This window comes from Streptomyces apricus (assembly GCF_008369065.1).
GTDB lineage: Bacteria > Actinomycetota > Actinomycetes > Streptomycetales > Streptomycetaceae > Streptomyces > Streptomyces apricus.
This window is the reverse complement of the sequence record NZ_VDFC01000049.1, coordinates 10,695-22,670: the sequence shown is the minus strand read 5'-3', so window position 1 is coordinate 22,670 and position 11,976 is coordinate 10,695. Positions and strand designations below refer to the sequence as shown.

The following is an 11,976-nucleotide window of genomic DNA, read 5'->3' as shown; positions in this document are numbered from 1 at the left end:
TCCTGTCCCCGTCCGGGTCCGTCGGCCGCTCATGCGAAGACGATCGTGTGGTTGCCGTGGCGGATCACCCGGTCCTCCGCGTGCCACTGGACCGCGCGGGTGAGCACCGCCCGCTCCACGTCCGCTCCCCGCCGCTGGAGTTCGGCTGCGGTGTCGGCGTGGCTGACCCGGACCACGTCCTGCTCGATGATCGGGCCCTCGTCCAGGTGCTCGGTGACGTAGTGGGCCGTGGCACCGACGAGCTTCACGCCGCGTTCCTTCGCTTTCGCATAGGGCCCGGCGCCGACGAAGGCGGGCAGGAAGGAGTGGTGGATGTTGATGATCGGCACCCCCAGCCGCCCGATGAGGTCCGCCGACAGGATCTGCATGTAGCGGGCGAGGACGACGAAGTCGACGTTGCCCTCCAGGAGCCGCAGGTGCTCGGCCTCGGCGGCGGACTTGTCCGGTCCCGAGGACGGGACGTGGAAGAAGGGGATGCCGAACGAGCGGACCTCCTCGGCGGCGTCGGGATGGTTGGAGATCACCATCGCGACGGTGACGGGCAGCTGACCGCGCCGGTGCCGCCACAGCAGGTCGAGCAGGCAGTGGTCGGACTTCGAGGCGAAGATCGCCACCCGCTTGGGCACCGACAGGTCGCGCAGCGTGAACTCCAGCTCGAAGTCCTGGTCGAGCCGGCGGCGCAGGTCCTCCCCGACGGCGGGCAGCGCGCTCCCGAGGTGGTCGAGGCCGAACACCGTCCGCTGGAAGAAGGCGCCGCCCTGCGGATCGTCCGAGTACTGGTCGAGGGAGACGATGTTCGCGCCGTGCTCGCCCAGCACCGAGCCGACAGCCGCGACGATGCCCGGCCGGTCCTTGCCCCGGACGGTCAGCGAGGCGTGCCGGTACCCGGTGCGCCCGGTCGTGACGGGTGACGCCGCCCGGTCCTCCAGGGTCAGCGACATGTCACTCGTCCTTCCCGGCCGGGGTGTGGGAGGTGCGGTCGTCCGTGCCGCGGAAGGTCAGGGCCACGTTGTGACCGCCGAACCCGGCCGAGTTCTTCACCGCGACGATCTGCTCGGGTCCCAGCTTGCGCGGGGCGCCGTGCACCACGTCGACCGAGAGTCCCTCGTCGAGGCGGGTGAAGTTGCGGGTCGGCGGCACCACGCCGTGGTGGAGGGCGAGGATCGTGGAGATGGACTCGATCGCGCCCGCCGCGCCGAGGCTGTGCCCGGTCATCGACTTGTTGGCGGAGAGGGCGGGCCCCTGGTCCGCGTCCCCGAAGACGGTCCGCACCGCACGGGCCTCGGCCGCGTCGCCGGGACCGGTCGCCGTGCCGTTGGCGTTGAAGTGCGCGACGTCCTCGGGCCGCACCCCGGCGTCCGCGAGGGAGGTGCGCAGGGCGGTGACGGTGCCGGCGCCGTTCGGCTCCGGCTGCACCATGTGGTACGCGTCCGAGGAGATGCCCACCCCGGCCAGCTCGGCGTAGATCCGGGCGCCGCGCTCGCGTGCGTGCCGCTCGGACTCCAGGACGAGGACGCCGGCCCCCTCGCCGAGGACCATCCCGTCGCGGTCCGCGTCGTACGGGCGGCAGGCGGAGGCGGGGTCGTCCACCCGCTGGGACAGCGCCCGCATGGCCGCGAAGGAGGACAGGACCATGGGGTGCAGGGGTGCCTCGGCGCCGCCCGCCAGCACGATGTCCGCGTCGCCGCGGCGGATCAGGTCGGCCGCCGTGACCAGCGCCTGGGTCCCGGAGGAGCAGGCGTTGACCGTGGCGTGCACGCCGAGGCGGGCGTTGACCAGCAGGGCGACCGCGGCCGCCGAGCCGTTGCCCATGGACATCGGTACGGTCATGGGCGGTACGCGCCGCCAGCCGCGCGTCTTCAGCGCCTCCCAGCCGTCGATGATGGAGGTCATGTCGCCGAGCGCGGCCGAGACCACGACGGCGACCCGGTGCGGGGCCCCGGACGCGTCGTCGAGACCCGCGTCGGCCCACGCCTCCGCCGCGGCCGTGACCGCGAACTGGGCGGAGCGGCTGAGCCGCCGGCGCTGCTGGTGGGTGAGGGCGAGACCGGGTTCGACCTTGGCCCGGCCGCCCAGCAGGGGCGGCAGGTCCTTGGCCCACTCCTCGTCCAGCAGGCTCAAACCGCTCTCGCCGCGGAGCATGGCGTCCCAGGTGTCGGCGACGTTCCCGCCGAGCGGGGTGGTCTCCCCGAGACCGGTGACGACGACTTTCGTGTGGTCCTCGTGGCTGGTGGCCATCAGTGACGCGCTCCCTGTCCGAGCTGTGCGGCGAGCTTTCCGGAGTCCTTCTTGACCGAGTTGACGAGCACCTTCCGGAGCAGGGACTTCGGCATGATGCCGAAGTAGTCCCCGGGCTCCACCTCGAAGGTCCAGTGCACGGTGGTCGTGCCGTCCTCGTTCTCGGCGTACACGTAGGTGCCGACGTAGTGGAACGGACCGTCCAGGGTGTGGAACCTGGAGCGCAGGCCCGGCTCGAACTCGTCGATCTCGACGGTGAACTGCATGCGCTTGCCGATGAGCTGGAAGGTGATCTCGTACCGTGCGCCCGGCCGCGGCTCCCCGTCGAGGAGCTGCACGTCCACGCAGGCCGCCTGCCAGACCGGGTCCTGCGCCGGGTCCGAGATCAGCGCGAAGGCCTCCTTCGGCGGTACCGGCAGGCCGAACGCGTACTCGGCCTTGACCTGCTCAGTTTTCGTCATCGTCGGTCGGTCCTTCCAGGAGGGGGGCGATCGCCAGGGCGGCTGCCTCGGCGTGCGGTTCGTACATCACCGAGTTGTGGTCCCCGGAGACCTCGATGACGTCCAGTGATCCCTTGATCAGCGACTCCCAGCCGAGCTTCGGCCCGTAGTCGGCCTCCTCCTCGGCCGCGCGCAGCAGCACGAGGTCGAGGTCGGCCGGTTCGGGGAGGTAGGTCTGCAGGGCGATGCCGTTGGCGAGGTACGCCTCGAAATAGCGCAGGATCTGCGCGCGGTCCGCGTCCTCGGCGAGGACGCCGATGGCGGCGGCCCGCTCCAGGATGTGGTCGAAGGCGGCGTCGCCGCCGAGTTCGCGCAGGTGGTCCGCGGAGATGTCGAGGGTCTTGCCGGCGGGCACCGCGAGGTCCCGGGCGAACCAGGAGAGGATCGTCGCGTCGTCGGCGGAGTCCGGGATGTTCTCCTCGATCGGCGCCCGGCTGTCGATGCCGACGAGGAACTCGATCTCCTCGCCCGCGGCCCGCAGCTGCCCGGCCACCTCGTAGCCGATCACGCCGCCGAAGCACCAGCCGCCGAGGGCGTACGGGCCGGTCGGCTGGATCTCCCTGAGGAGGTCGATGTAGCGGGTGGCCATGGCCTCCACGCTGATCTCGGCCTCGCCCTCGTTCGCGATGCCGGGTGCCTCGATCGCCAGGACCGGCCTGCCCTGCGGGAGGTGGCGGGTCAGTTCGACGTAGCAGAAGACGGTGCCGCCGAAGGGGTGGAACAGGAAGACGGGGCGCCGCTGCGGGTCGCCCTCCCGCAGGGTGACGACCGGTCCGCGCGCGGTCTCCTGGCCGCCGGAGCGCACGATGGTGGCCAGCTCGGCGATGGTGCCCTGGCGCAGCATGACGGAGATGGGGATCTCCACGTCCCATTCGGCGAGGACGGCCGCGCTGAGCCGGACGGCGAGCAGCGAGTGGCCGCCCACGTCGAAGAAGTTGTCGTGGATGCCGACCTGGGGGATGTCCAGGATCTCGGTCCACATCCGCGCCAGCGTGATCTCCGTGGCGTCGCGGGGCTTCTCGAAGCCGGCGTCCGAGGAGACGACGGGCTCGGGCAGCCGGTTGCGGTCGATCTTCTTGTTGGCGGTCAGCGGCAGTTCGTCCAGGACCATGACGATGCCGGGCACCATGTACGGCGGGAGGGACACGCCCGCCGTCGACTTGATGTCCGCCGTCCGCAGCTCGGCCCCGGGCTCGGCCACCAGGTACGCGACGAGCCGGTCGTCGCGGACCACGACGACGGCGGTGGAGACGCCGTCGACGGCTTCGAGGACGGTCTCGACCTCGGAGAGTTCGATCCGGTAGCCGCGCAGCTTGACCTGGTTGTCCAGGCGGCCGTGGTGCAGCAGCCGCCCGTCGCTGGTCCAGCGCGCCCGGTCGCCCGTGCGGTAGAGGCGCTGGTCCGGAGCGGCCGGCAGTCCGGTGACGAACCGCTCCGCCGTCAGCTCGGGCCGGTCCCAGTAGCCGAGGGCGAGGCCGTCGCCGCCGATCCACAGTTCGCCGGGGAAGCCCGGCTCGACGGCGCGGCCCTGCGGGTCCAGGACGTACAGCAGGGTGTTGGCCAGCGGGGCGCCGATGTCGATGCCGGACGAGGGGTCCACGGTGCCCGCGGTGGACCAGACGGTCGTCTCGGTGGGGCCGTAGACGTTGTGCAGGCTCGCCACCGCGCCGTGCAGGAACTCGGCCAGTTCCAGCGGGAGTTCCTCGCCGCCGCACAACACGTTGAGCTGCGGTGCGCCCTTCCAGCCGGCGTCGCGCAGCATGCGCCACGAGGTGGGGGTGGCCTGCATCCAGGTCGCCCCGGAGTCCGCGATCAGGGTTGCGAGGGCGGCCCCGTCGGCGGCCGTCGCGCTGTCGCACACGATGACCCGGCCGCCGGCCACCAGGGGCATGAACAGTTCCAGGCCGGCGATGTCGAAGGAGATCGTGGTGACCGCGAGCAGGCTGTCCGACGCCGCGAACCCGGTGTCCTCCCGCATCGCGAGGAGCAGGTTCGTCAGCGCGTGGTGCGGGATCGCCACGCCCTTGGGCCGCCCGGTGGAGCCGGAGGTGTAGAGGATGTACGCCAGATCGGCGGTGCCGGACGCCGGGTCGGTCCCGGCGGGGGCGGCCGTCGGGTCCGTGCCGCCGCCGTCCCGGTCCGCGGGCACGGGGCCCGCGGCGAGGTCGTCCAGATCCAGCAGCGGCAGGCCCGGCAGCCGGCCGTCGCGCAGGTCGGACCGGCCGACCAGGAGCCGGGCGCGGGAGTCCTCGGCCATGTAGGTCAGCCGCTCGGCGGGGAGGTTCGGGTCGAGGGGGACGTACGCGGCGCCGGTGTCCAGCACGGCCAGCAGTGTCGCCACGAGCGGCGCGCCGCGTCCTGTCATCACCGCCACGCGGTCGCCCGCCGTGACACCCGCGGTCCGCAGGGCCGCCGCGATCTCGTCGACCGACGCGAGCAGACGCGCGTAGCTCCACTGCTCGGCGCCCGCGACCAGCGCCGTCGCGCCGGGCGTCCGGTGGGCCTGGTCGCGGACCAGGTCGGGCAGCCGGGCCGCCGGCACGGCGCGCTCGGGCCCCGTGCCCCACTCGGTGAGCCGGGCCCGCTGGCGCCCGTCGCCCCGTGCGAGGTCGCGCAGGGGTTCGTCGGGGTGGGCGACCAGGGTCTCCACCGTGGTGACGAAGGTGGCGGCCAGTTCCCGGGCCGTGCCCGCCCCGAAGATGTCGGTGTTGTAGCGCAGGACACCGGCGAACGCACCGTCCTGCTCCGCGCCCATCTCGACCCACAGGTCGGTCTGGCCCTCCTGCTGCGGCAGCGGGTACGGCCGCAGGGTGGCGCCCGCGACGTCCAGTTCGGCGCCGGGGCCCGGTTCCAGCAGGAAGAACGCGTCCATGTCGGTGAGGAACGGCAGCCGGTCCCAGGCGAAGCCCGCCTGGTACAGCGGTGTCCGGCTCGGGTCCCGCGGTGGCGCCAGCTCCCGCACCAGCCACGGGAAGGGCAGTTCCTGCGCCCGCAGCGCCTCGGTCACCCGCTCGCGGGAGGTGGTGAGCAGCGAACGGTAGGTCGACTCCTCGTCGATCTCGCCGCGTACGACGACGGTGTTGACGAAGTTGCCGAGGGCGTCGCGGAACTTCCGGTTGAGGCGGCCGGAGGTCGGGGTGCCGACCAGGAGGTCGCTCTGGCCGCTCAGCCGGCCCAGCAGCACGAAGTAGGCGGCCAGCAGCGCGGTGTACGGCGTCGACGAGGTCTCCCGCGCCAGGCGCCGTACCGCTTCGGTCGCGCCGGCGGACAGCGCGAACGGTGCGGAGCCGCCGTCGTAGGACGGGGCGGGCGGGCGCGGCCGGTCGCCGTAGAGGTCGAGTGCCGGCGGTGCGTCCGCCAGCCGCCGTGCCTCACCGTCGAGGAGCCCCCGCGCCTTCTCGCCGGTCAGGAAGGTCTGCTGCCGGTCGGCGTACGCCGCGAAGGCGTCGCCGTCGAGCGTGAACCGGTGCGGTGTGCCCTCCAGGCGGCTGCGCACCTCGGAGAGCAGCAGCGCCAGCGACCAGAAGTCGGCCGCGATGTGGTGCATGACGAGGGTGAACACCCAGGTGCGTTCGGCGGTGCGGTAGAGGTGCACGCGCCACAGCGGCGGCCGGGACAGGTCGAACGGGGTCCGGCTGTCCGCCCTGACGCGGTCGCGCAGCGCCCTCGGCTCCAGTTCCCGTGCGTCGGTGTGGCGGATGTCGGGCGCGACCGTGTCGCGCACGAACTGCTCGGGCCCCTCCGGGCCGGCGCGGAAGCCGGTCCGGAGGGCGTCGTGCTCGCGGGTGAGGGCGTCGACGATGTCGCCGGCCTCGGTACCGAGGCGCGGGTCGGCGGTGACCTCCGCGCCGAACACGATGTGGTAGGCGGAGCATCCCGGGTCGGTCTCGTGGATGAACCAGAGTCCGGCCTGCTGCGCGTTGGCGGGGCGCACGGAATCGACCGGGGCGGGCCGGTCCGCCGGGTGCGCCGGATGTGACGGGTTCATCGGGTCCGTCGTCCGCGCGGCCGCCATCAGCGGCCGTCCGTGGCGGCGGCGACGGGCTCGGCGTTCATCAGCGCCACCAGTGCCGGGGCCAGGGTGTCCACCGTCGGGTGGTCCCAGAGCAGGTCGACCGGCGGGMCGGTGAGTCCGCAGACGTCCTCTATCTCCATGCCCACCGACAGGGCGGCCATGGAGTCCAGGCCGTAGTCGGTGAAGGGGCGGTCGGTCGCCAGCTCGGCGGGGGCGATGCCGGCCTCGGCGGCCACGGCCTCGACGAGGACCCTCTTCACGTCGTCGATCGTCAGGTTCTTCGTACTCATGGCAGGTCGGTACCTCTCGGTGTACGTGTCCGGTGGTGTGCGGCGCTGTTCCTCGGCGGGGCGGGGACGCTCAGGCGGCGGCGGATCCCCGCTCGGGGCCGGCTTCGGAGGAGCCGGGCGCGGCCATGCGGACCGGGCGCACGGAGAAGAACTCGTTGTCGGCGCGCTGGGCGTTCATCCGGTCGAAGAGCCGTGCGGCGGTCGACGGGTCGAGGTCGCCGGCGTCGTACTGGTGGACCTGCCTGCGGTCGAGCGCGGCCTGCAGCCACTCGCCCTCGGCGAAGAACCCGCCGAGGTGGTCGCGGTTGAACAGCCACACGCCGAGGGCCGCCACCTTGGCGTGCAGGTTGCTCAGTTCCTCCGCCACCCGGATCAGCCGGGGCGGGGTGGACTTGGCGGACGCCGACGGCCTGGTGGGCGGCTGGGCGGCGGCCCACCGGCGGACCTCCTGGACCCGTGCGAGCAGCGCGTCGAGCTCGTCGCGCAGTTCCGCGGCCCGCTCGCGCAGTACGGCGAGGCGTTGCTCGTCGCAGCCGGCGGACGGCGACAGCGCGGCGAGGCGGTCGGTCAGCGCGGGCAGGCTGGCGAACGTGGCGTCCCGGCCGCGGCCGAACACGCTGACCCGGTCCGGTTCGAACGGGGGCAGTTCGGCGCGCAGGTCGTACAGCGGCCGCCAGTCCTCGTCCGGGTCGTGCCCGTGGGCCTTGGCGAGGGCGGGCAGTTGCAGGGCGATGCTGTCGAGGCAGACCGGCTCGCTGCCGTCGAAGACCGAGACGACGGCCCCGTCGCGGAGCATCTTCTGGAACGTCCCCACGTGTTCGGCGGCACGGAGGAAGTACCGGGCGCCCAGGGTGCGGGCCAGCACCTTGCTGTTGAAGTCGACCAGGCGGGCGACCTGCACCTTCGCCAGGTTCCCCCAGATGCTGAACTGCTCGGTGTAGAGGTGCAGTCCGCGCATCGCGACGAGGCTCTCGCACTCCGCGACCAGCAGGCTCAGGTACGCGTTGGCGAGGGACTCGGTGACGTACGGGATCTCGTCGGCGGGACCGTCGTAGAGGACGCGGTCGGAGAGGAATCCGGCCACGGTCCGCAGCATGGTGTCGCCGGTGCCGAGCGAGAGGCCGGTGCAGAAGGTGCGGGTGATCAGCAGGCCGCGCAGGGCCAGTTCCAGCCCTTCGCCCTCGGCGCCCAGCCGGGCGGAGGCGTTCACCCGGGCGCCCTCGAAGGCGACGCCGCTGATGTCGCAGCCCCGCAGGCCGTAGGTCGGGACGCGCGGCACCCCGGTCACCTGACCGGAGATGACCTCCGACCGGTCGACGAGGAACATGGACTGCTGCCGCTTGGCGGGCGTGTCCTCGTCGCCGGTGATTCCCAGGAGCACCACGTGGGTGGAGGTCCGGCCCCGGTTGATGGGCCACTTCTCGCCGGTCAGGACGTACTGGCCGGCGTCCGGGGTGGCGGTGAACCGGTTGGCGGCCAGGTCGGCCCCGTGCCCCGGCTCCGAGTAGGCCAGACACGGGACGACCCCGCCGCGCAGGACCGTGGCCGCGTACTTCTCCTGCTGCTCGGCGTCGCCGCCGATCCAGGCGAGCATCATCCAGACCTGGGTGCTCTCGCTGACGGCGACGTTCATGTCCCGGCGGGCTATCACCCGGGTGAGTATGAGGATGTCCTCGGCGGCCCGGAGATCGCCCCCCAGCCGCTCGGGAACGAAGTACCGGTTGAATCCGAAGGCACGGACCTGGTCGATTCCGGCGGCGGGAAGTTCATCCCGTTCATCCAATTCCAGGGCCCCGGCGAAGGATAAGGAGTTCGAGCTGTTTTCCGGGTCGCCGAGCCATTCCTCGAATATCTCCGCGAGGTCGGTACTTGACTGTTGCATTGAGTTGTTCCATTCCATGCGTGAGAGGACAGAGGCGTCTGAGGACAGCCCTGTCCGCCAATTGGCCGTGGTGATGGATCGATGCAGGACAAAGGAGCACGCTGCGCGGCGCACAGCAGTGCGGCACAGTGCGAGTCGTGTGGTCAGGCGCTTCGGACCTGCGCCGATGGGCGCGGTCTCCCCGCCGTCAGCGTTGCCTGTGACAACAGCTGATCGAATGTTGAACCATTCTGTGTTTCCCCCGTTGCGCCAAGCGCTTTCTTCCCCGTGTGGTCCTGGCCGTCGAGAGCAATCCTGCGGCCAGTAACTCGGCGAGCGTAACAGGCGCGCCACTCGGCCCTACGTGGTACAGGTCACACGCATATTCGGTTGCGCGGCCCGGGGCGCGCTCGCGCAAACCGTCACCCCCCACGTGACCTCGCCGGTTTGCGGCAAACCAGCGGTTCCGGTTTGCGATAAGCGGAAACTTTCGTTCCGTTGTTCTTTGCAACGCCATTACAGATGGACGGGAAGGTCAATTGTTACGGACGGATGAATTCCCGGGGCCAGGACATGACCTGCGGACGTCGCGCACCGGCGGCCGCCGGGTGACGGCCGCGAGAGGCTTCCGGCGGGATGTGCCTGGCCAGTGGGGTCCGTTGCGGGGAAGCGTTGTATCTTCGATGGTGGAGATTGCGACGATCGAAGGAGTCGGGCATGGTGCGCAGCGACAGCGCGGAGCGGCACGGGACGTCACCTCGCAAGGACTTCCTCATCGCCGAGCGTCCCGGCTACCTGCTGCACAAGGCGGGGCTGGTCCTGGTGGAGGACGTGGAGAAGGCGCTGGGTGCGGTCGGCATGCGCATCCGGTACTTCTTCGTGCTGGCCGCCCTGGCGGGCGGACCCGAGCTGTCCCAGCAGGACCTGAGCCGGCTGCTCAACCTCGATCCGACCACGGTCGTGACGGTGATCGACGAGATGGAGCGCAACCAGCACGTGGAGCGGCGGCGCAATCCGGCCGACCGCCGGCGCTACAACCTGATCCTCACCGAGTCCGGCCGCGAGGCCCTCGCGACCGCGGACCGGGTGGCCACCGAGGTCGAGGAGAACTTCTTCGGCGCGCTGGCCGGGGACGAGCGCGAGGCGCTGCGGAAGATGCTCGGCGTGCTGATGGCAGGGCGCTGGCCCGCGTCCGTCTGTTCCGACTGACGGCACGCACACCCCGAGAAAAGCGCGGTACCGGTGGATCCGGTGCCGCGCTTCTTCGTGCGTACGGCCGGTGCGCGCAGAGGGCACTTCCACGCCAACGGTCAAAAGTTGTACGGCAATTGACCGATCACCCGTTCGGCCGCGCCGGGTCACCATCGGCGTTGACGTACGGCTTTCCAATCATCTAGATTTCCATCATCTAGACATCCCGCTGATTGGAAGGTCTTCGCATGTCCGCAGAACGCGCACCATCGCCCACGAGGTGGTGGACGCTCGGGATCGTCGCGTTGGGCTCCTTCATGCTCATGCTCGATCTGAGCGTGGTCTCCATCGCGCTGCCGCAGATCCACCGGTCCCTGGGCGGAAGCTTCGCCGACCTGCAATGGGTGTTCGACGCCTACGCCCTCACGCTGGCGATCTTCCTGGTGGCGGCGGGCTCGCTGGCCGACCGGATCGGCCGCAAGAAGGTCTTCCAGGTGGGCTTCGCTGTCTTCACCGCGGCCTCCCTGGCCTGTGGTCTGGCCGACGGATCCGCCGAGCTGAGCTGGGCCCGCGCCGTCCAGGGCGTCGGTGCCGCCATCATGTTCGCGGTCGGTCCGGCGATGCTCAGCCACGAGTTCCACGGCAAGGAGCGGGCGACCGCGTTCACCGCGTTCGGCGCCGCCGTCGGTCTCGCCGTCGCCACCGGCCCGCTCATCGGCGGCGCGCTGATCAACTCGCTGTCCTGGCGCTGGATCTTCTACATCAACGTGCCGGTCGGCGTGATCGCCATCATCATCGGCGCCGTGCGCGTCCGTGAGTCGCTCAACAAGCGGGCCCATCCCACCGACTGGGCCGGCCTCGCCACCTTCAGCCTCGCGCTCGGGGCACTGGTCTTCGCCACCATCCGCGGGCCCGTGGAGGGCTGGACCAGCGGCACCACGCTCGGTGTCTACGCGGCCAGCGCGCTCTTCCTGGTCCTGTTCGTCGCCATCCAGCGGCGCCTGGGCGAACGCGCCCTGATCGACCCCGCGTTCTTCCGCAACCGGACCTTCGTCGGCATCTCCCTGGTCGCCATGATCGGCAACGCCGGGGCCCTGCCGTCGGTGTTCTTCGAGACCAGCTACCTGGAGAACATCCTGCACGTGGACGCCTGGGGCACGGGCCTGCGGTTCCTGCCGCTGACGGGCGCGATGTTCCTGGCCGGCGCCATCGGCGGCGGACTCATCGGCAAGGTGTCCTTCCGGGTGCTGCTCGGCGGCTCGACCCTGGTCATGGCGATCGGCATCCTGTGCCTGAACCTGACCGAGGCCGACTCGTCCTGGACCGTGCTCATCCCGGCCCTGGTCATCGCGGGCCTCGGCATGGGCGCCTTCAACCCGGCCCGGGCCGCGCTGGCCATCGGGGTCGCGGAGCCGGCCAAGTCCGGTGTCGCCTCCGGCATCAACGAGACCTTCCAGCAGGTCGGCATCGCGGTCGGCATCGCCGGCGTCGGCGCCTTCTTCCAGCACAGCGTGTCCGAGGACGTCACCTCGTCGGCGGTCGGCAAGCAGCTGGGCGCAGACGCCGCGGAGCAGGCCGCCCACGGCATCAGCGCCGGCTCCCTGGACGCCGTCGCCCAGTCCGCGGGACCCCTGCGCGACAAGGTGCTGGCCACCGGGCAGGACGCGTTCATGAGCGCCTTCCACGGCGCCATGACCCTCAGCGCGATCCTCGGGTTCATCGCCGCGATCATCGGCTTCACGATGCTGCGCACGAAGGACCTGCACGCCACCGCGCTGTCGACGATCCCGCCGGACGTCGACGACGACGGCGAGGTGCGCCCGGACGGCCCGACGGACGTCGCGGTGGGCGCCCCGGCCTGACGCCGCCCTCCCGCAGCCC

At 71.4% G+C, this 11,976-nt stretch carries 8 protein-coding genes; 2 read left to right on the top strand and 6 right to left on the bottom strand.

Annotated elements, in window-relative coordinates; genetic code table 11:
• Positions 1-29: 29 nt before the first annotated feature.
• The 6 genes from purU to FGF04_RS30040 all read right to left on the bottom strand — a co-directional run bounded on the left by purU (position 30) and on the right by FGF04_RS30040 (position 8,925).
• Positions 30-941 carry a formyltetrahydrofolate deformylase gene (gene purU, locus FGF04_RS30065; RefSeq protein ID WP_149514514.1) on the bottom strand — a complete coding sequence of 304 codons (912 nt, stop codon included), beginning with the start codon at positions 939-941 and terminating at the stop codon, positions 30-32.
• A gap of 1 nt (position 942) precedes the next feature.
• Positions 943-2,238, bottom strand: a complete 1,296-nt coding sequence (locus FGF04_RS30060) for a beta-ketoacyl-[acyl-carrier-protein] synthase family protein (RefSeq protein ID WP_149514513.1) — start codon at positions 2,236-2,238, stop codon at positions 943-945.
• On the bottom strand, positions 2,238-2,699 hold the full coding sequence (locus FGF04_RS30055; RefSeq protein ID WP_149514512.1) for an SRPBCC family protein: 462 nt from the start codon (positions 2,697-2,699) through the stop codon (positions 2,238-2,240). The genes FGF04_RS30060 and FGF04_RS30055 overlap by 1 nt, the downstream gene beginning before the upstream one ends.
• Positions 2,686-6,753, bottom strand: coding sequence for a non-ribosomal peptide synthetase (locus FGF04_RS41890; protein ID WP_328596418.1), 4,068 nt, complete (start codon positions 6,751-6,753; stop codon positions 2,686-2,688). Before FGF04_RS41890 ends, FGF04_RS30055 begins: the two co-directional genes overlap by 14 nt.
• Positions 6,753-7,043: an acyl carrier protein gene (locus tag FGF04_RS30045; protein WP_149514511.1), complete on the bottom strand. Its 291-nt coding sequence runs from the start codon at positions 7,041-7,043 to the stop codon at positions 6,753-6,755. The genes FGF04_RS41890 and FGF04_RS30045 overlap by 1 nt, the downstream gene beginning before the upstream one ends.
• Before the next feature lie 70 nt (positions 7,044-7,113).
• Positions 7,114-8,925: an acyl-CoA dehydrogenase family protein gene (locus FGF04_RS30040; protein ID WP_149514510.1), complete on the bottom strand. Its 1,812-nt coding sequence runs from the start codon at positions 8,923-8,925 to the stop codon at positions 7,114-7,116.
• A gap of 696 nt (positions 8,926-9,621) precedes the next feature.
• On the opposite strand from FGF04_RS30040, the gene FGF04_RS30035 reads away from it, so the two are divergent.
• Positions 9,622-10,113 carry a MarR family winged helix-turn-helix transcriptional regulator gene (locus FGF04_RS30035; RefSeq protein ID WP_149514509.1) on the top strand — a complete coding sequence of 164 codons (492 nt, stop codon included), beginning with the start codon at positions 9,622-9,624 and terminating at the stop codon, positions 10,111-10,113.
• Positions 10,114-10,343: 230 nt separating this feature from the next.
• Entirely contained in the window at positions 10,344-11,957 is a 1,614-nt protein-coding gene (locus tag FGF04_RS30030; RefSeq protein ID WP_149514508.1) for an MFS transporter, read from the top strand.
• Positions 11,958-11,976 lie beyond the last annotated feature (19 nt).